General features: G+C 70.4%; 16 protein-coding genes and 1 pseudogene. 9 read left to right on the forward strand and 8 right to left on the reverse strand.

Annotation, left to right across the window (positions count from 1 at the left end; all coding sequences use genetic code 11):
• Positions 1 to 145: 145 nt before the first annotated feature.
• Positions 146 to 1879: an ABC transporter ATP-binding protein gene (locus tag P2L57_RS23070; RefSeq protein WP_275817577.1), complete on the reverse strand. Its 1734-nt coding sequence runs from the start codon at positions 1877 to 1879 to the stop codon at positions 146 to 148.
• A gap of 148 nt (positions 1880 to 2027) precedes the next feature.
• Between P2L57_RS23070 and tatA the strand changes: the two genes are divergently transcribed.
• The 3 genes and pseudogenes from tatA to soxR all read left to right on the forward strand — a co-directional run.
• Positions 2028 to 2321 (forward strand): Sec-independent protein translocase subunit TatA, encoded by a 294-nt coding sequence (gene tatA / locus P2L57_RS23075; protein ID WP_275817579.1) that lies wholly within the window; start codon positions 2028 to 2030, stop codon positions 2319 to 2321.
• Positions 2322 to 2491: 170 nt separating this feature from the next.
• Positions 2492 to 3808 carry a hypothetical protein gene (locus tag P2L57_RS23080; protein WP_275817804.1) on the forward strand — a complete coding sequence of 439 codons (1317 nt, stop codon included), beginning with the start codon at positions 2492 to 2494 and terminating at the stop codon, positions 3806 to 3808.
• 69 nt (positions 3809 to 3877) lie between these two features.
• Positions 3878 to 4316: pseudogene (soxR, locus tag P2L57_RS23085) on the forward strand (redox-sensitive transcriptional activator SoxR); the annotation flags it as partial.
• 11 nt (positions 4317 to 4327) lie between these two features.
• On the opposite strand, the gene P2L57_RS23090 reads toward soxR, so the two are convergent.
• Positions 4328 to 5218 (reverse strand): alpha/beta hydrolase, encoded by an 891-nt coding sequence (locus tag P2L57_RS23090; protein ID WP_275817581.1) that lies wholly within the window; start codon positions 5216 to 5218, stop codon positions 4328 to 4330.
• A gap of 785 nt (positions 5219 to 6003) precedes the next feature.
• Here P2L57_RS23090 and P2L57_RS23095 point away from each other — a divergent pair.
• Positions 6004 to 6696 (forward strand): ScbR family autoregulator-binding transcription factor, encoded by a 693-nt coding sequence (locus tag P2L57_RS23095; protein WP_275817584.1) that lies wholly within the window; start codon positions 6004 to 6006, stop codon positions 6694 to 6696.
• Positions 6697 to 6915: 219 nt separating this feature from the next.
• On the opposite strand, the gene P2L57_RS23100 is transcribed toward P2L57_RS23095, so the two are convergent.
• Positions 6916 to 7632, reverse strand: a complete 717-nt coding sequence (locus tag P2L57_RS23100; protein WP_275817586.1) for a ScbR family autoregulator-binding transcription factor — start codon at positions 7630 to 7632, stop codon at positions 6916 to 6918.
• A 169-nt stretch (positions 7633 to 7801) separates the two neighbouring features.
• Here P2L57_RS23100 and P2L57_RS23105 point away from each other — a divergent pair, with 169 nt between their 5' ends.
• Together P2L57_RS23105 and P2L57_RS23110 are read left to right on the forward strand one after the other, a co-directional pair.
• Positions 7802 to 8728 (forward strand): ScbA/BarX family gamma-butyrolactone biosynthesis protein, encoded by a 927-nt coding sequence (locus tag P2L57_RS23105; RefSeq protein ID WP_275817589.1) that lies wholly within the window; start codon positions 7802 to 7804, stop codon positions 8726 to 8728.
• Positions 8725 to 9570 carry an SDR family oxidoreductase gene (locus P2L57_RS23110; RefSeq protein WP_275817591.1) on the forward strand — a complete coding sequence of 282 codons (846 nt, stop codon included), beginning with the start codon at positions 8725 to 8727 and terminating at the stop codon, positions 9568 to 9570. The genes P2L57_RS23105 and P2L57_RS23110 overlap by 4 nt, the downstream gene beginning before the upstream one ends.
• Here the strand turns inward: P2L57_RS23110 and P2L57_RS23115 are convergent.
• Together P2L57_RS23115 and P2L57_RS23120 are read right to left on the reverse strand one after the other, a co-directional pair.
• Complete coding sequence (locus P2L57_RS23115) at positions 9563 to 10873, reverse strand: cytochrome P450 family protein (RefSeq protein ID WP_372515866.1); 1311 nt, start codon at positions 10871 to 10873, stop codon at positions 9563 to 9565. The two genes, P2L57_RS23110 and P2L57_RS23115, sit on opposite strands and share 8 nt — an antisense overlap.
• Positions 10874 to 10994: 121 nt before the next feature.
• A complete protein-coding gene (locus tag P2L57_RS23120) occupies positions 10995 to 12116 on the reverse strand; it encodes a questin oxidase family protein (RefSeq protein WP_275817595.1) in 1122 nt (373 codons plus the stop codon).
• Between the two features lie 68 nt (positions 12117 to 12184).
• Here P2L57_RS23120 and P2L57_RS23125 point away from each other — a divergent pair, with 68 nt between their 5' ends.
• On the forward strand, positions 12185 to 12673 hold the full coding sequence (locus P2L57_RS23125) for a MarR family winged helix-turn-helix transcriptional regulator (protein WP_275817597.1): 489 nt from the start codon (positions 12185 to 12187) through the stop codon (positions 12671 to 12673).
• Between the two features lie 19 nt (positions 12674 to 12692).
• On the opposite strand, the gene P2L57_RS23130 is transcribed toward P2L57_RS23125, so the two are convergent.
• On the reverse strand, positions 12693 to 14468 hold the full coding sequence (locus P2L57_RS23130; RefSeq protein WP_275817599.1) for a SpoIIE family protein phosphatase: 1776 nt from the start codon (positions 14466 to 14468) through the stop codon (positions 12693 to 12695).
• Between the two features lie 293 nt (positions 14469 to 14761).
• On the opposite strand from P2L57_RS23130, the gene P2L57_RS23135 reads away from it, so the two are divergent.
• A complete protein-coding gene (locus tag P2L57_RS23135; protein WP_275817601.1) occupies positions 14762 to 16087 on the forward strand; it encodes a HAMP domain-containing sensor histidine kinase in 1326 nt (441 codons plus the stop codon).
• A gap of 25 nt (positions 16088 to 16112) precedes the next feature.
• Here P2L57_RS23135 and P2L57_RS23140 read toward each other — a convergent pair whose 3' ends face one another.
• Entirely contained in the window at positions 16113 to 16805 is a 693-nt protein-coding gene (locus P2L57_RS23140; protein WP_303656588.1) for a response regulator transcription factor, read from the reverse strand.
• Positions 16806 to 17029: 224 nt separating this feature from the next.
• Here P2L57_RS23140 and P2L57_RS23145 point away from each other — a divergent pair, with 224 nt between their 5' ends.
• On the forward strand, positions 17030 to 17863 hold the full coding sequence (locus P2L57_RS23145) for an isocitrate lyase/PEP mutase family protein (protein WP_275817603.1): 834 nt from the start codon (positions 17030 to 17032) through the stop codon (positions 17861 to 17863).
• A 153-nt stretch (positions 17864 to 18016) separates the two neighbouring features.
• Here the strand turns inward: P2L57_RS23145 and P2L57_RS23150 are convergent, their stop codons facing one another.
• Entirely contained in the window at positions 18017 to 19414 is a 1398-nt protein-coding gene (locus P2L57_RS23150) for an MFS transporter (protein ID WP_275817606.1), read from the reverse strand.
• Between the last annotated feature and the right edge of the window lie 94 nt (positions 19415 to 19508).

Here is a 19508-nt window from a genome sequence, read left to right on the forward strand (position 1 = left end):
CCAACGCGCCGGTCCCGCGGCCGGGGCTGGTCCCCTACGGGGAGCGGGGGTACTCACCCTGCCTCCTTGTTCGCTTCTCCGCCCACGCGGCGCGCAGGTGCGGCTTTCGTGGTCGTCTGCGGCCGAGCGGCCGGGTGTGCGTCGCTCACGCCGCCTCCTGCTCGGTGAGCTGGGAGAGCACGATCTCCCGATAGGTCTCGTTGCCGTCCATCAGCTCGGCGTGGGTGCCGGTGCCGACGACCCGGCCCTCGTCGAGGACGACGATGCGGTCGGCGTCGCGGATGGTGCTGACCCGCTGCGCGACGATGACCACGGTGGCGTCCCTGGTCTCGCGGGCGAGCGCGGCCCGCAGCCGTGCGTCGGTGGCGTAGTCCAGGGCGGAGAAGGTGTCGTCGAAGAGGTAGATCTCGGGCTGCCGGACCAACGCCCTGGCGATGGCCAGCCGTTGCCGCTGGCCGCCGGAGACATTGCCGCCGCCCTGGGCGATGGGCGCGTCCAGGCCCTCCGGCATGGCTTCGACGAAGTCGCGGGCCTGCGCGATCTCCAGCGCGCGCCACAGCTCCTCGTCGGTCGCGTCGGGCTTGCCGTAGCGCAGGTTGGAGGCGACCGTACCGGTGAACAGGTACGGCTTCTGCGGTACGAGGCTGATCAGCTCGGCCATCGTGACCGGGTCCAGCTCGCGGACGTCCTCGCCGTCCACCAGCACCGAACCGGCGGTCGCGTCGAACAGCCGGGGCACCAGGCCGAGCAGCGTGGACTTGCCGCTTCCGGTGGAGCCGATGATGGCGGTGGTCTCGCCGGGCAGCGCGATGAGGTCGATGTCCTTGAGTACCGGCTCCTCGGCACCGGGGTAGCGGAACTCCACACCGCGCAGTTCGAGTTGGCCGTGCCGGGTGACCGAGGAGATGGGCGTCACCGGCGGCACCACGCTGGTCTCGGTGGCGAGCACCTCGTGGATGCGCTCCGCGCACACCTCGGCGCGCGGGATCATCATGAACATGAAGGTGGCCATCATGACGCTCATCAGGATCTGCATCAGATAGCTGAGGAAGGCGGTCAGCGCGCCCAGCTGCATGCCGCCGCTGTCGATCCGGTGCCCGCCGAACCACAGCACGGCCACGCTGGCGGCGTTCACGACCAGCATGACCAGCGGGAACATCATCGACATCAGACGGCCGGAGCGGATCGAGACGTCCAGCAGTTCGTCGTTCGCCGCCTTGAACCGCTGCCGCTCATGGGTGTCGCGGACGAAGGCGCGGATCACCCGGATGCCGGTGATCTGCTCGCGCAGGATGCGGTTGACGGTGTCGATCCGCTCCTGCATCCGCCGGAACAGCGGCCGCAGGCGGCGTACCAGGAGTGCGACGATGACGCCCAGCACCGGAACGATGACCAGGAGCAGGGCGGACAGCGGTACGTCCTGGTTGAGCGCCATCAGGATGCCGCCGACGCACATGATCGGCGCCGACACCATCAGGGTGAACGTCATCAGGGTCAGCATCTGGACCTGCTGGACGTCGTTGGTGGTCCGGGTGATCAGCGAGGGCGCCCCGAACCGGCCCAGCTCGCGGGCCGAGAAGGACTGCACCCGGTCGAACACCGCGCCCCGTACGTCCCGGCCGAGGGCCATGGAGGTGTGAGCGCCGAAGTAGACCGCCCCGATCGCGCAGACGATCTGGAGCAGGGTGACGGCGACCATGAAGCCGCCGGTGCGGAAAATGTAACCGGTATCACCTTTGACGACGCCCTTGTCGATGATGTCGGCGTTGAGCGTCGGCAGGTACAGCGTCGCCAGCGTTTGGACCAGCTGGAGAAGCACGATCAGCGCTATGGGTTTGGTATAGGGCCTGAGGTAAGCCCGCATAAGTCGGACCAGCACACCGCGCAGAGTACGTGAGTGGCCGTCGGGGTGCGCACGTATTTACGGGAGGCCGCGCCCTGTTGCCGACGGCTTTCGGGAATACTGCAATGAGGGACGTGCGGGCCCGGACCAACCAAGGGAAACCAGAGAAAGAGGTGGGGCGCCGATGCTGCGCAACGGTTTGGAACCCTGGCACCTGATCGTCGTCGTCGTTGTGGTGTTCCTGCTGTTCGGAGCGAAGCGGCTGCCCGATACCGCCCGGTCGCTCGGCAAGTCGCTGCGGATCCTCAAGAGCGAGACGAGGGCGCTCAAGGAGGACTTCAAGGAGGGCGCCGCCGGTGAGCCCGCCGCGCCCCAGAACTCGCAGGACGCGCCCGCACAGCGCACGATCCGGTCCGCGCCCGGTGACACGGCCAGTGCCCGGCCGGTCGAGGAGCGTCCTACGGCGCATAACGATTAGGTCCGTGTGTCAACCGGCGTGCGTGCCGTTGCGTCCTGTCTTTACGTACTCTTGGGTGATCGATTGATCTCGGATGATCGATCGCAGGAACGTCAGCAGGAACTCGGAGGCTATTCGTGGGCACGTCCCTGAACAGAGCACGCCGGGGGGTGCTCGCGCTGCTCCCGGCCATGCTGCTCGCCGTACTGGCACTGGCGGCCCCATCGGCGCACGCGGCCGGAAGCCTGGACACCGTGGCCGACGCGCTGAAGAAGAGCCCGGTCTACGTGGACCCGCGCGCCTCGGCCCAGCTGTCGTCGTCGGACGCCGCGGCGCTGGAAAAGAAGATCAAGGACGCGGGCAAGCCGGTGTTCGTCGCCGTGCTGCCGGACGCGCCGGAGTACCCGCGTGCGACGCTGCTGCGGCTGCTGCGCACCAAGGTCGGCATCACCGGCGTGTACGCGGTGCACCTGGGCGACAAGGGCTTCAACGCCGCGGCCGACGCCAAGGTGATGTCCCGCAGCACGGTCGGCAACATCGTCCTCGACGCCAAGTCCTCCGCGGCCGACCCGAAGGCCGAGCTCAACACCTTCGTCGACCAGGCGGACCAGGTGGCCAAGGGCCATGCGCCGGACTCCTGGGGTGACTCCGGCGGCTCCAGCGGCTCCGGTGCGGCCGTGGGCGCGATCGCCGCGGGTGTGATCGTGCTGGGCGCCGGTGGCGGCGGGTACGTGCTGTACCGGCGGGCCAAGAAGCGGAAGGCGGAGCGGGAGCTGGCCGCCCTCGACCAGCTGCGCACGGTCGTGGACGAGGACATCACCGCCTTCGGTGAGGAACTCGAACGCCTTGACTTCACCCCCACCGACCCGTCCGCCACGGACGCGATGCGGCAGGACTACACGCACGCGCTGGACGCGTACGACCGCGCCAAGTCGCTGATGACGGCGGCGACCAGGCCGGACGATGTGCGGCCGGTCACCGAGGCGCTGGAGGACGGCCGGTTCTCGCTGGCCACGCTGGCGGCCCGGCGCAGTGGTGCGCCGCTGCCGGAGCGGCGGGTGCCGTGCTTCTTCGACCCGCGGCACGGTCCTTCGGTGCGCGACGTGGAATGGGCGCCGGCCGGGGGCGCGGTGCGCAGCGTTCCGGCGTGTGCGGCGGATGCCAGCCGGATCGCCGACGGCGCCGAGCCGATGACCCGCCATGTGCAGACCGCGTACGGCCCGCAGCCGTACTGGGATGCCGGACCGGCCTACGCGCCGTGGGCGGGCGGCTACTTCGGCGGCGGCCTGCTGCCGGGACTGCTGATCGGCACCATGCTCGGCAGCGCGCTCAGCACGCCCGCCTACGCGTATGACGGCGGCGGCGAGATGGGCGGCTATGACAGCGGCCCGCAGGGCGGCGACTTCTCCGGTGCCGACTTCAACCCGAACGATTTCTCCGGTGGGTTCGGGGACTCGGGTGGCTTCGGCGGGGGCGACTCCGGCGGATTCGGCGGCGGCGACTGGTAGTCGGCCCTTCGGCCGATGAGCACCCTGGCTGGACCTGAACCAAACTTCAGGTCCAGCCAGGGTGTTCTCATGAGCGGTGTGTCCTGGCAGGCCGGGGAACTGATCATCGGCGAGCTGTGGGAGCGTAGCGGAGCACCTGCTTCCGCTTTGTGCTTCCATGAGCGTCAGGGCCTGATCGACAGCCGCCGCACCAGCGGCAACCAGCGCCGCTACGCCCGGTACACACTGCGCCGGGTGGCCTTCATCCGGGTCTCCCAGTGGGTCGGAATTCCGCCGGCCACCATTCGCGAGGCGCTCTCCCTGCTGCCCGACGGCCGCACCCCCCGGCAGGGAGGACCGGGCCTGTGTCTCCGAGCACTGGCGGCAGGATCTGACCGCGCGGATCGAGCAGATGACGAAGCCGCTCGACAACCTGACGGACTGCATCGGCTGCGGTTGCCTCACCCTTGACCGCTGCGCACTGGCCAACCCGTACGACGTACTCGGCGAAGGGGGCTCCGGCGCCAGGCGGTTCGAGGCTCAGTGCGCCAACCGGTGTGCGATCAGGCACTCTTCGAGGAAGCCGAGGGCTCGCAGGTGGTATGAGCGGGCCGCCCAGCCCAGGCTGATGTTGTGGCCCGCGCCCGCCTGGCGGTCGAAGACCACCTTCGTCGAGGCCAGCAGGTCCGTCATGGAGGCCAGGGTCTCCTCGTCGTGGTGCCACCACCGCTCGTGCTCGGCGAAGGTGAAGCGCACCGGTACCTGGAGCCGCGCCGCCACCGTGGGGAACATGTCCGGCCAGTGCCGGACCTCCCGTGCTTCGCGTACCGGCATGGGAGCCACCAGCGGTTCGGCGAGCCGGAAGGTGTCCGGCGGGTACAGGCGCAGCGGACCCCAGTTCAGGTGCCCGTTGGCCACACCGTTGAGCCGTCCGGTCCCGTCCGGAAGCCGCGCCACGTCCACCGCGTAGCGATGGCTGATTCCGGAGATGTCCAAGCCGATCAGCTCGGTGCCGCGCTTGTCCGCGGCAGCGGTCAGCGCCAGCTTGCCGCCGTAGGAGTGGGCGATGAGGAAGAACCCCGCACCGGTCTCATGGCCCAGGGCGAAGTCCTCCAGGGCGGCGTGCAGGGCCGCCGACTGCTCGGCGAGACCCTGCCCTTCCGGAAGCTGGCCGGCCGACAGCCCGTAGCCGGGACGGTCGACGGCCAGCACTGTGAAGCCCAGCTGCGCCCCGAGGGCCAGCAGCGACAGGCTGGGGTGCGCCGGGCCGTGGAAGTAGCCCGCCCGCATGCCTCCGCCGGGCACGGCGACCACGACGGCCCGTGGCGGCAGGTGCGCGGGCTCGATGAGCAGGCCGGACAGCGAGACGCCGTCGGCGTCCAGGACGATTTCCCGCGTCTGCGGTGCAGCGGAGTTGATCGGCTGAGTCATGTCGGTCCGTTATCCAGGAGGCGGAAAAGGCGAATCGCGGGGTGCGCCGAGAAGTTCCGGCACACCCCGCGATCAGATCACGATGTGGACCGCTGACCCCAGGAGGAAATCAGCGGAGTCGCCATATCCCGTCCGCGCGGGTGGTCCAACGTGGCCGGGAACTCGGTGAGTTGTGCAGGTGACCAGGTCCGAAGGACGTGGGCGCGTCCCGGCACGGGCGGGTGGTGGAATTCCTTCCGCAACAGAACGCGCGGTGCGCCCGATGGTTCGGGCCCATCCCGCGGTGGTGCTACCGGGCCGGTGCGGCCCGGCGGGCTCAGCTGCCGTACGGGTGCGAAACCGATGTGTCGATTTGTCACAGACTATGGGGCTGCCATGTACCTGATCGCGGGCCAGTTCTGAGCGGTTATGGGGGCGTTGGTGCCGTCGTCCGCACTCGGTGGACGTCGGGCGGCCGGTCCTGACCGGAATCTGCGCGGCGGCGTAATGGCAGCTCAAGCCCGTGCGCGCGGGCCCGAGTTGGTGGTGCTCGGTACGATGCGGAGGGAGGTGCTACGCAGGACGCCGCGCCCTGGTCGAGCCGGGGTGAGCTGGTCTGGGTCTGAAAGATCTACCGGGATCATTTCCTGGCAATCCGGACATCAGCCTAGAGAAAAAAACCAGGCTGTTGGTTTGATGATGCCCATGATTCATCCATGGCCTGAGTGCCGGGTCCTCGCAGCGCCCGGCTCCGCCGCCGAGCCGGCGGCAACCGGCAAGAAGCGAGTCTGCGAGGCGGGCGTCCGGTGACAAAGCAGGAACGCGCGGCCCGAACCCGCCAGGAACTGATCCGCGCCGCTGCGGAGACCTTCGCCCAACACGGCTACGTACAGGCGAGGTTGGCCGACATCAGCGCGAGTGCCGGGGTGAGCCCGGGGGCACTGCACTTCCACTTCGAGAACAAGGCGGCGCTCGCGGCGGCCGTCGAGGCGGAGGCGTCCGTCGCGCTGCGCGCGGTCGCGCGGGACGTCTACCGGGGGCGGCAGATCGCGCTTCAGGCGCTGACGGACGCCACGCACGCGCTCGCCGAGCTGCTGCGCGACGATGTCGTGGCGCGCTCCGGCTTCCAGCTGAGCTGCCAGAACACGCTGGGCACCGGGCTGAGTCTGCGGCAGGAGTGGCAGGGTTGCGTGCAGCATCTGCTCGCTCTGGCCGGAACCGAGGGGACGCTGGCCGAAGGAGTGGCCGAGCAGGACATGGCCACCGCGATCGTGGGTGCCACGATCGGTTTCGAGGTGCTGGGCCGGGACAATCCGGAATGGCTCTCCCAGCGGACCGTCACCCGCTTCTGGCGGGTGATGCAGCCGCGGCTGGCCGCCCCGCAGGTGCTTGAGCGGCTCAACCCGGCGGGGGCGCGGCCGCTGGCCGGTGTGGCGCCGTACGGGCCGAACCGGCCGAGCCGGGGTGGCGCCGACCTGGAAGGGCGGGCCCGCTCCTGACGTGGTCATCAGGGAGAACGAGGTGTCGCAACCTGGCTGGACGCGCTGACGCCCCCGTGTCATACGGGGGCCATCCGGCGGGGCGAGGCGCGCCACCGGCCCACCGACAACGCCGGGGACACCGCCCGCCCATGGGCCGCGGACAGCGCCGTGCAGGCCTGGCGCGAACAGCCGTTGCGCCCCGGGGCCTGACGGGTTCCGGGGCGCGACGGGCGGGCGTCACTGCGGCGTGGCGGCGACGGTGTCCTCCACCTCGGCGCTGTCCCCGTGGAGCGCGGCTTCCGGTGCGCCGGTGGGATCGTCGCGCCGTAGCGAGGCGAGCAGCCGTTCCCCGCGGTCCGCGGACATGTCCAGCGAGGCCAGCACGGCGGGCACGGTGATGCAGGGGAGTACGTGGCTGAACAGTACGGACGTGCGATGTCCGAGGTCGCCGCGGTCGGCGAGGGTCTGCGACATCGCCTGGATCCCGGCGAACGCGCCGACGAACATGTCGGCGGTGTCCTCCAGCACCACATGCGGCAGCAACTCGCCGTTGTCCCTGGCCTCGACGAGCATCTGGAGGTTCTGGGCGCTCCAGTTGAGGAAGGGCCCACGGCGGTCGAGACCGCTGGCGCCCTGGTCGAGCGTGAGGCGCACGCTGGCCCGTACCAGGGGGTCGTGGCGCAGGCGGTGGGCGAGGACCATTCCGGCGTCCACCAGTTGCTGCAGCTTCAGGGGCTGTTCGGGCAGCGGCTCATCGGCCAGTTGGGCGTCAAGTACGGCGAAGGCCAGCTCCTCCTTGGAGGCGAAGTGGAAGTACAGCGCCCCCTTGGTCACCCCGGCGGTCGAGATGATCTCGCCGATGGTGGCGGCCTCGTAGCCACGCTGGTCGAAGACCGTCGCCGCCGCCTCGACCAGGGTGTTGCGGGTACGGATCGCCCGGTCCTGTCGCGCCACGAAGCCTCCACAAGATTCACTTCAGCATTGAAAAGAAAACCGATTAGTACGTATGTTAGCAGCGCGGGGCGTCTCGCCCTGTGAGTGCAGATCCCAGGGGGGATGTATGACGCAGCGGCTTTGTACCGGAAGACCTGTGGACGATTTCGTTCCGGGGGTGGCGCGGTGCATGACCGCCCCGGACGTGACTGTTCCGGTGGCCAGGGAACTGGTGCACAGGACCTCCGAACGTGAGGTTCTTCCGACCGGGTGGACGCGCCTGGATGACTCCCGCTTCTCGGTGTCGGTCCGTTGGCCGCGTGACCACAGGTGCTTCGCGCCGGTGCACGGCCGCCATGACGCTCTGCTGGTGGCGGAGACGATGCGACAGGCCACGATACTTCTGGCCCATGCGGAATTGGGGGTTCCGCTTGGCTATCACTTCGTCATGTGGTCACTGGAGTACACCGTCGACGACGTGGAACGGCTCGCGCTGGACAGCCGGTCCGACGATGTCGAGGCGGTGGTCACCTGTACGGAAGTCCAGCAGCGCGGCAACCGGCTGTCCAGCATGCGTACCGAATACGCCCTGTGGCGCTCCGGCCGGCTGCTGGCGACCGGCAAGGCCCGGCTGACCTGTACAAGCCCACAGGTCTACGCCCGGTTGCGCGGCGACCGGCTGGCCGCCGCGGGGGTCGCGGTGCCGCTGCTCCCCGCCGTGCCGCCGCGATCGGTCGGCCGCTCCGTCATCGGGGACGTGGCGCTGGCCCCCGTCCCCCAGGAGCGGACCTGGCAACTTCGCGTCGACACCAGCCACCCTTCGCACTTCCACCGTCCGAACGACCATGTACCGGGCATGCTGCTGCTGGAAGCGGCCCGCCAAGCGGCCTACGCCGCAGCCCCGTTCACTCCCTTCGCCCCGACCACCGTGGACGTCGCGTTCCACCGCTACGCCGAACACGGCAGCCCCTGCTGGATAGCGGCCAGCCCGCTGCGCACCCACGCCGCGGGGGGCACTGCGGTACGTGTCAGCGGACATCAGGACAATGAGCTCGTGTTCCTCGCCACGCTCGCGTCCGCCGTCCCCGATGAGCCCCGTGACCGGAGGCCGCGATGATCCTCGTCACCGGTGCGACGGGAACGGTGGGCGGCCGGATCGCGCGGCGGCTGGTGGACCGCGGTCCGCTGCGCATCCTGGCGCGGCGGCCGGACCGGGTGGCGGTCGCGGGACCGCTGGTGGAGGTCGTCCGCGGGGACTACGGGGACCGCGCGTCGCTGGACGAGGCGATGGCCGGGGTGCGTGCCGCGTTCCTGGTGACCAACAACCCGCAACGCCCCCAGGAGGACGCCGATTTCATCGACGCGGCCCGGGCCGCGGGGGTGCGGCGGCTGGTCAAGCTCTCCGCGCACGCGGTCGGTCATCCGGACGCGGACGACCTCATCACCAACTGGCACCGTGCCAACGAGGACCGGCTACGCGCCTCGGGCCTTGGCTGGACCGTTCTGCGGCCGCGGGCGTTCATGACCAACACCCTGTCGTGGGCGCCCTCCATTCGTGCCGAGGGCGTCGTGCGCGCGCTGGACGGTTCATCGCCCAACGCCTGTGTCGATCCGGATGACATCGCCGAAGTGGCCTGCCGGGCACTGACCGAACCGGGTCATGAGGGCCAGGTGTATTCGCTCACCGGCCCGGAGGCGCTCACCGTGCGGCAACAGACCGCCCAACTCGCGGAAACACTCGGCCGACCGCTGCGTTTTGAACAGCTCACCGCGGACCAGGTCCGCGAAGGCCTTCGGCGCCGGTATCCGGAACCGGTGGTCGAGGCCCTCATGGACAGCGCCGAGCGGGCTCGCAGCGGCAGCAAGGCGCAGGTGGATTCCACCGTGCTGGAAGTGACCGGCCGACCGCCCAGAACCTTTCGCTCCTGGGCGGCCGAGAACGCACGGCATTTCAACTAGTCGCCTGTTCGACGGTGTTGTGGTCGCCCAGCACAACCGGAAGCCGGTTGTGGTCGCCCAGCACAACCGGAAGCCGCCGATGACCGTTGGAAATGAACGAGTTCAGGCTTCCCAGCGTTTCCGAGGGCGCGGCCAAGGCGAGATCGGGGAACCGGGAGAACAGCGCGGGAAGCGCCACTGAGACCTCCAGCCGTGCCAGCGGCGCTCCCAGGCAGCGGTGGACCCCGTGGCCGAACGAGAGATGGTCCCGGCGGGTGGGACGTGCCGGGTCGAAACGGTCGGCGTCGGAGCCGTGTTGCTCGGGGTCACGGCCCGCCCCGGCGAGGGAGACGAGTATCGCGTCCCCCCTGGGTATCGTCACGCCGCCCAGTTCGATGTCCTCGACCGCGTACCGCAACGGCACGTTCGCGCCCGGCGGTTCCACCCGCAGGGTCTCCTCGATGACATCCGCCCAGGAGACCTCGCCGGTGCGCACCATACGCAGTTGTTCCGGATGGGTCAGCAGCAGATGAACGGCGTGGCCGATCAGGTTGATCGTCGTCTCGTACCCGGCGGAGATCATCAGTAGCAGTGTGTCCACCAGCTCCTGCCGGCTGAGTCCGGAGCCGTCGCCGTCATCCCGGGCGGCGATCAGACCGCTGGTCAGGTCGGCCCCGGGCGCCGCGCGTTTGGCCGTGACGAGCTCGTCCAGCATCTGGTACAGCCGCTCGCCGTTCTCCTGCGCCTCCTGCACCGTCAACGCGGTCATGAACGTCAGATCGATGGTATGGCGCAGTGCGTCCCGTGCCTGCGTGGGGATGCCGAACAACTCGCAGATCACCTGGATGGGCAGCGGGCTGGCGAACTCGGCGCGCAGGTCGACCGGTTGGCCGGGGGGAAGCCCTTCCAGCCGGTCCAGCAGACCGGCCGTGATCTCCTCGACGCGCGGCCGCAGGGCCGCGGTGCGGCGTGCGGTGAACGCCGTGGACACCAGCTTGCGCAGCCGTGTGTGGTCCGCTCCATAGGCCGTGATCATGCTGCGTACGGAAATCCACAGGGACAGCGGCCAGTCCCGGGGTATATCGCCGTTGATCCAGGCTGGCCAATGCCGGTAGGCGTCTTTGGAAACGCTGGGATGGGTCATCAATCTCTTGATCAGTTCATGGCTTGTCACCGACCATGCCGGTACTCCGCCGGGCAGTATGACGGGAACCACCGGACCGCGCTCGCGTAGCCGTGCGGTTTCGGCGTGGATGTCATGCCCCGAAGGGTCGAGAACGACAGGCTGGCGCTGGCAGTCCACCGCTGACGTATCCATCGGCATATCTCCGGTCTGCTCGCTGGCTGGCGGTCCCGTAACGGGTTGTGGGGCCGCACTCGGACGCTGCCGCAATTGTTCAGGTGGCGCTGTTCGAAGATCAACCGATTCGGGTGGCCATGGATATTCAGCGGCGCGGAATGCGCTGCTGCGCCGCGAGTACCGCGGCCGCGAATCGCGGGTCGGGCCGCAGGGCGTGCTCGCGTATGCACGCTTCGGTGAACTTGATGACGTGCTCGTCCTGGTGCTCCAGCGCGCGGGCGGCCAGTTCGTCGAATGCCGGAACGGGGGTTTCGCGCGCCGTGCCGGCGACGGCTTCCTCGTGCTGCCGATCACCGGTGAAGGCCAGCAGCAGTGCGACGTGCACCTGCCACAGGGCGGCGAGCGTCGGTGTGTGCAACTCCGCGGGCAGATGGGGCAGTACGAGCCGGGCGGCCGCGGGCGCGGTGACACCATGGATCAGCGGCACCGGAAAGACCTCGGGATGCGCGAGGTATATCCCGGCGAACTCGGCGGTCATCTCGCTGAGCAGCAACTGCGGATCGGCCGGGGCCAAGGCGTGCAGCGCTTCGCGGTAGCCGGCGAACTCGTCCACCGCACGCAGCCGTTCGGCGGCGCCGCCGCGGGTGACGTGTGCGGTCATGGGCCGGCGGGGCAGCGCAGCCACCGCGTCGGCGAGCCGCCCAGAGCCCGGTGACCCCTGCGTGCCGTACGGGCCTTGGAAGGCGGCCTCGCCGGGCAGGCCGGTGTAGCGGGCCGCCCAGTAGGCCAAGCCCCGGGCGAACTCGGTCAGTTGGGCGGCGCTGGGGTGCGGTGTGGCGGCAAGGCCGCGTACGGCGTGTGCGGTACGGATCATTCCGTGGGTGAGCCCGGCCAGCGTGCCGGGCAGCAGCCGACCCCACCATCGGGCGAGCACATCGCGCCACGGCCGGTCGGCCAGTTCGCGCTCGAACAACCGCTCCCAGTCGCCCGCGCGGTTGAACGTGCCCAGCGCGGGCCGCCATGAGGCCTCGTCGGCCGGGTCCAGCGCGAAGCGCGGTGCCGGTGGCTCGTGATGCGGCATGGCGTGCCGGTATCCCTCCACCCAGGCGGCCACCTGTTCCCCGTGGCCCATGACGGCCAGCGCCTCCGCGCCCATGGGGCCGTGATTGGCCAGGTCGCCCTGCGCCCCGCGCTCGTAGCCGAGGTCGTCCATCCGTTCCAGGGCGTCGTTGACGGCGTCTCCGTAACTGATGACGTGACTGGTCACTGACTGTGCCCGCCTTCCGATACCCGGTATCCGAATACTTCGTATATCCAAGCTATACACTCCCTCCCGTGACCAACAAGATCGCTCCCGAGCCCACCGCCCGGCCTCGCCCCCGGGAGATCCAGGAGGCCCTCGGCTTCGTACCCCTGCTGGCGGCCTTCTTCCGGCGGGCGCACACGGACATGCCGGTGGAACTGCGGGAGGCGTTCAGCAGCCATCGGCTCACCGCCCGGCACGGTGCGGTGCTGACCCAGTTGCTGGCCCAGGATTCGATCGGCGTCACCGATCTGGCCCGGCGGATGGGCCTGTCGCTGTCCACCGCGAGTGAGCTGGTCGGCGACCTCAACCGGGCGGGCTGGGTGACCCGCCGGGAGGACCCCGCCGACCACCGCAGGACCCTGGTGGCGCTGCCGATGGAGCGCCGCCCGGTCGTCGAGGACTTCGTCGCGGTGCGTGCGGCGCCCTTGCTGCGTGCCATGGACGCGCTCTCCGCCGATGAACGGCACGGCTTCGTCGCGGGGCTGCAGGCCTGGGCGCACGAGGTGCGCAACTGGTAGCGCCCGGGTGCGGCGCGGGTCAGGTCGGCTCGCTGTCCTGCGCGGCCGGTCGCGGGCGCAGCCGGGCGGCGAGGACGGCGATGTCGTCCTCCGCGGCCTGCGGCACCAAGCCGCGCAGCACCTCGTCGAGCAGGTCGTCCAGGTCACCGGCGACCGAGAGTTTCAGGTTCGCCAGCCGGGCCAGTGAGACGTCGATGTCCTCGCCGCGCCGCTCCACCAGGCCGTCGGTGTACATCAGCAGCACCTGGCCGGCCAGGAGGTCGCTGGTCACCAGGTCGTAGCCGCCGAAGCAACTGCCGAGCGGCGGACCGTTCGGTACGTCGAGGAGCTGGATGCTGCCGTCCTCGGCGAGGAGGGCGGGCGGCAGGTGCCCGGCGCTGGAGAACGCGCAGCGGCCGCGGGCCGGGTCGACCAGGGCCAGCAGGCAGGTGGCCGGGCGGCCGGACTCGTTCTCCTCGCAGATCAGGGTGTCGAGCTGGCGCAGGATCCGGTGCGGTGGCAGATCGGTGCCGGCCACATAGCGCAGCATCGAGCGGTAGTTGCTCATGTCGACGGCGGCCTCGATGCCGTGGCCCATCACATCGCCCATGGCCAGCAGGGTCCGCCCGTACGGCAGCCGGATGGTCTCGTACCAGTCGCCGCCGACCACCGCGCTGGTACCGGACGGCAGGTAGCGGGAGGCCATCTCCAGGTTGGGGTGCGGGCTGCCCGGCTCGGCGAGCAGTGCCCGCTGGAGTTCCAGGGCGATGCCCTGCGAGTGGGTGTACCGGCGGGCATTGTCGATGCTGATGGCGGCGCGACCTGCCAGGTCCTGGGTGAGCACCGAGTCCTCGTCGGTGAACGGCGGCATGTCCCCGGCCCGCCCCAGGGTCACCACGCCGATGGCGTGGCCGCGGGCGGTGAGCGGTACGACGAGCAGTGAGTGGATCCCGATGGCCCGGTACTCCGCCACATGCTCCGCCTCCGGCCAGGCGTCGCCGGGCTCGTCGTCGCGCCCCAGCTGCCACACCACCGGGGTGCCGGTCTCCAGACAGCGCTGCACGGTGGAGCCGTGCGGATGGCGGACGTACTCGCCGGTCACCCCCAGCGCCGCCGCCCGGCTGTCCAGCGCCGGTACGCAGGCCAGCGCGGCCCGGCGCAACCGCAGCGCCCCCGCCCTGGCCACGGGGCCGTGCGCGGCGTCGGACGGGAAGACCTCGACGGTGGCCAGATCGGCCAGCCGCGGAACGGTGAAGTCCGCCAGTTCGGCGCAGGTCACGTCCACGTCGAGCGTGGTGCCGATCCGGGTGGCGGCGGCGTCCAGCAGCGCGAGACGGGCGCGGGCCTGTTCCAGGTCGTGCTGCTGCTGCCGGGAGCCGGTGACCTCCAGCATGATCCCGACCAGCCCGAACCGCTGGTCGCCGGCCGTCAACCGGTGGTACGCGCCGTGCCACCACCGGCGCTCGTCGGGTGCGTCGGTGCGGGCCCGGCCGCTGATCACCGCTTCCCTCGGCTGTCCGTCGTCCAGCACCAGGTGCTGTACGTCCGGTCGGTCGGCCACTTCGGGCAGCGCCTCCACCAGGGTCCTGCCGATCAGGTCGGCCGCCGGTACCCCGGTCATGCGGGTGAAGGCAGGGTTGGCGTAGAGGTGGCGCAGCTGCGGATCGAGGATGACGACCCCGGCGGCGGTGTCGATCAGCACGCTGCGCAGCACCTGGTCAGCGCTGCCCGCCGCGAGAGCGGTGGCGGCGGCGTCGAGCAGGGCGTCGGCGTTCAGCGCGTCGGCGTCGTCCCGGCCGGAAGCATCGGGGCACACCCGCCTACCTCCTCATCTCCCGTGTCCGAACCGCCTCGTCTTCATCGTCGGACTACGGTAGGTGATCCGCATCCGCGTCGCGTACTGGGGCTGCGGTTGTGCCATATCGTCTGTGCGGTGATTGCGTCGATTTCTGCTCTGCCGGATCGGGGCGGCGCGGAGAATTCCGCTCGCCGTTCCGGAGCGTTAACGAGGCCCGCCCCGCGGCGTCGCTCCGGGCCCGCGTCCCGGGGACCGACGGCCCGCGGCGCCGACCGCCACCGCGGCGGTCCCGGGGAAACCACCGCGCCGTGATGCGCGGACGCCGGCGCGGCCGTGGCATTCCGGTGCGAGCGGTTTCCCTGCGCAGCCGGGTGCTGGTGTCCATCGTGGCGGTCACGGCGTGTGCGGTGCTGGTCTTCACGTTGCCGCTGGCCGTCACGGTGCATCGGATCTACCGCAGCAACGCCGTGGTCACCGTGGAGCGCAACGCCGTCTGGGCGGCGCTCTCCCTGCCGGTCCCGGAGAGCGCCGGGCACGCCGGCCCACTTCTCCCCAACAGCCGGTCGCCCGACACCCATGTCGCGGTCTACAGCCCGTCCGGGCACCGGCTGGAGGGCCGCGGCCCCGACTTCTCCGACGTGGTGCTGGAAGCGCGCGACGGTCGTCTGCACGAGGCGGTGGAGGACGACCAACTCGCGGTGGCGGCGCCGGTGTCGAGGAACGGCGCGGTGGTCGCGGTGGTCCGGGCCTGGCTGCCCTGGGACTTCGTCACCGATCGCACTCTGGGCGTCTGGCTGCTGCTCGCGGCGCTCGGTGCGGTGGCCGTGGCGCTGTCCGCCCTCCTCGCCCGGCATCTGGCGCGCCGCATCGCGATACCGCTGGAGCGACTGACCGCCACCGCGCGGGCGCTGGGCGACGGGGACTTCAGCATCCAGCCGGCCCGCAGCGGCATCCGGGAGGCCGACGCGGTGGGCCAGGCGCTGACCGCCACGGCCGAGCGGCTGGGGCAACTGCTGGAACGGGAAAGGCGGTTCAGCACCGCCGTCTCCCACCAGCTGCGCACGCCGCTGACCGCTCTCATCCTGGGCCTGGAACGGGCGCTGGAGCAGGACGGGCCGGTGCCGCGCGAGTCGTTGACCACCGCGCTGCGCCGCACCGACCAACTCGGTCGGACCGTGGAGGAGTTGCTGCACCTGTCCCGCGACACGCATCGCAGCGCGGAGTCGGTCGACGTCGCTCAACTTCTCGAACAGGCGGCCGGACGTCACCGGGAGGCGATCGGCGACGCCGGGCGCACACTGGTCGTACGGTGCGAACCGGATCTGCCCGCGGTGCGGGCGTCGGCCGTCGCCATTTTGCAGATCGTGGATGTGCTGCTGGACAACGCACTGGCCCACGGCCGCGGCGAGATCAGCCTGGTGGCGGCGGACGTCGGAGCCGGGGTGGCGCTGGAGGTCGGTGACGAGGGGCCCGGCCCGGCCGGTGGCGGGGATGCGGCCTTCGCGGTTCCGCGGCAGCGTGGCCATGGGATCGGGCTGGCGCTGGCCCGCTCGCTCGCCGAGGCAGAGGGGGGCCGTCTGGTCCTCAGACGGCCCGGTCCTGGCCCGGTGTTCATGCTGCTGCTCCCCGTGCGGTGAGCCCTTCCGGCGGAAGGGCCCGTGCTCAGGTGTCCTGTTCGAGGCGGTAGCCGGTGCCTCGCAGGGTGGTGATGCGCTCCGGGGCCTCTCCCGCGTCGATCAGTTTGCGGCGCAGCGCCGAGATGTGGACGTCCAGGGTCTTGGTCGAGCCGAACCAGTTGTCGTCCCACACCTCCGCCATCAGGTGCTCGCGCCGTACGACCGTGCCCGCGGCCGCCGCGAGGGTGGCCAGCAGGTCGAACTCCTTGGGCCGCAACGGTACTTCGCGAGGGCCGACGTACACCCGGCGGGCGTGCCGGTCGATACGGGTCGCGCCGACCTGCATCACCTGCGGCCCGGCGGCCACGGCGCGCCGCCTGAGGTGCGCGCGCAGCCGGGCGAGGAGTTCGGTGATGCGGAACGGCTTGGTGAGGTAGTCGTCCGCTCCGGCGTCCAGCGTGACGATGACCTCGAATTCCTGGGTGCGGGCGGTGAGCACGACGATGACGGTCTCCATCGGCAGACAGGAGCGCAGTCGACGGCACAGCGTCACCCCGTCGATGTCCGGCAGTCCGAGGTCGAGCAGCACCAGATCCCAAGTGCGGCGCAGTGCCGCCTCCGCGGCCTGCATTCCACTGTGTGCGTGCTGCACGCTGTACCCGTGTCCGGTCAGCGCCTGTTCGAGTTCTGACGCGATCTCGGCGTCGTCCTCCACCACCAAAAGTTCCGCCAGCGCCATGCCGTCCATTAGATCAGCGGGATGTTTCCCGGAGTGTCCTGATCGCGGTTTCCGGCCACCTCGACGGCTTACCCGCTGGCGCATTATCGGCTTAACGTAACGGAGTTGGTAAACGGATTGTTTGCACTGCTCGGAGGAGGATCTCACCCCCGGGCGCATACGTTCGTCGAGCGCGGTTCCGAAACCCTACGGGACCGGCTATCCGAGCGTGAGGGGAATCCGGGATGACACAGTACGGAACTCTTTTGCGGCAGTCGGTGAACGAGCCTGGCGCCACGCCGCTGATCGGTGTACATGACATGCACTCCGCGGCGGTGGCGACGCAGTTCTACGACGGCCTGTTCCTGTCCGGCTTCGGGTTGGCTGCCTCGCACTACGGACTTCCCGACATCGGATACATCGCCTGGCCGGATGTCGTTTCCTTCGCCCAGCGCATCAGGGGCGCCTTCCCCGATGTCCATCTGCTGGTGGACATCGACGACGGGTATGTGGACACGCATGTGGCATGCCATGTCGTACGGCAGCTGGAAGCCGTGGGCGCCTCCGGCGTGATCCTGGAGGACCAGAAGCGACCGCGCCGGTGCGGGCATGTGGACGGCAAACAAGTGCTGCCGCTCGAGGAGTACCTCGACAAGCTGCAGGCGGTGCTGGAGACGCGGCGCGATCTGGTGGTCGTCGCCCGGACCGACGCGACGGACGAGGACGAGATCCTGCGCCGGGCCAAGGCGCTGGCCGCCACGGCTGCCGATGTCATCCTGGTGGACGGGGTACGCAGCACGGAGGCCATCCGCGCCATCCGGGAGACCATCGGCGACAAGCCGCTGCTGTTCAACCAGATCGGCGGCGGTAAGTCGCCTCGGCTGTCGCTCGCTGAACTCGGTGAGCTCGGCGTCAACGTCGCCATCTACAGCACTCCGTGCCTGTTCGCCGCCCAGGACGCCATGCAGCGCGCGATGTCCGAGCTGAAGGCCGCCGACGGCAGACTCCCCGAACCGAAGCCGGATGCCACCACCGTGGCGTCCTGCCTGGCGCTCCTGGAGCGCACCACGGCCGCCTGACCGCGGACGTTTCTCTTGGGGCGAGCCCACCGAGCCCGCCCGACGGGCTGATCTGACGGCCTCCACATCCCCTGGGGGGTTGTGGAGGCCGCCTCCAAGAGGTCCGTCGGGCGGGCCCGGTGTGCGGAACGGTGCCGGGCCGCCGGGGCCGGTTCAGCGGCGTCGGCTGCGTGGCAGGGCGAGTGCCGCGGCGCTCGTAGCGAGGAGCAGGACGCCGGCTGCCAGCAGGCTGATGTGCATGCCGGAGACGAACGACGCCCGGTGGGCCACCAGCGCGCCGAAGGCCGCCACGGCCAGCGCGCCGCCGGTCTGCCGACCGGCGTTCAACACACCGCCCGCCATCCCGGCACGGTCCGCGGCGATGTCGCTCAGCATCGCGGCGGTCAGTGACGGCACGGCGAAGCCGAGGCCGATGCCGACCGGGACGAGCAGCAGGGCGGTCAGCAGCTGGTCGGTGTGCGCGTCCACGCCCAGCAGGCTGAACAGGCCGAGCGCGCAGACCAGTTGACCCACGGTGATCGGCAGCCGCGGCCCGAAGCGGGCCGCCGCCTTGGCGGAGGCCACGTTCGCCCCGGCGACCAGCGCGGTCATCGGCAGGAACATCAGTCCGGCGGCGACCGCGGACTGGCCGAGAACCTCCTGGAAGAACAGGCCGAGCACGAACACCGTCCCGTAGAACGCCGCGTTGACCGCGAAGCCGATCACCAGGCACAGCGTGGCCGTACGGGACCGGAACAGGTTCAACGGCACCATCGGCTCGGCGACGCGGGCCTCGGTCAGTACGAAGGCGGCCATCGCCAGCACCGCGACCAGCAGGCTGACGGCTGCGGTCGGGCTGCCGAAGCCCGACGTGCCGCCCTCGATCACCCCGAACGTCATGGCCCCCAACGCGATCACGGCGGTCAGCTGCCCGAGCGGGTCAAGGGAGGCGGCGCGGCGCGGTGAGCGCGGCACCCGGGCCAGCACCGCGAGCGTGACCAGGCCGACCGGCAGGTTGAGGAAGAAGATGGACCGCCAGCCCAGCGAACTGGTCAGCGCCCCACCCACCACCGGACCGGCCGCCGTCGAGACGGCACCGCCCACCGTCCACAGGGCGATGGCCCTGGCGCGCTCGGTCGCCTCCGGAAAGGCCTGGCGTACCAGGGCGAGTGAGGAAGGCAGCATGACCGCCGCCGCGCTGCCCTGGATCACCCGGGCGCCGATCAGCGGGCCCAGCGCGGGCGCGAGGCCGCAGAGTGCCGACGCCGCTGTGAAGGCCGTGAGACCCGCGGCGAACACCCGGTTCGCGCCCATCCGGTCGGACAGCGCACCGGCGGACAGCAGTAGGGCCGCGAACATCAGTGTGTAGGCGGCCACGATCCATTGCAGACCGGCCGTCGTTCCGCCCAGCGTCCGCCCGATCGCGGGCAGCGCCACGTTCACCGCCGAGGCGTCCAACCCGATGACGAAGAAGCCCAGCAGGGCGGTACCGAGCACGAGCGAGGCGGACACCGGTCGCGGTGCGGCGGTCGGTGGCGCGGTGCGTATGGGCTCGCGCAGGGTCGTGGTCATCGGAGTCCTCCCCCAGACTGCTGGTGCGGCCGGATCGCCGCCGTCGCACTCCAGAATGGTGCGTGCACGTCGACTCAGGCAGACCGCGATGTTC

The organism is Streptantibioticus ferralitis (assembly GCF_029223525.1).
In the GTDB taxonomy this organism is placed as follows: domain Bacteria; phylum Actinomycetota; class Actinomycetes; order Streptomycetales; family Streptomycetaceae; genus Streptantibioticus_A; species Streptantibioticus_A ferralitis.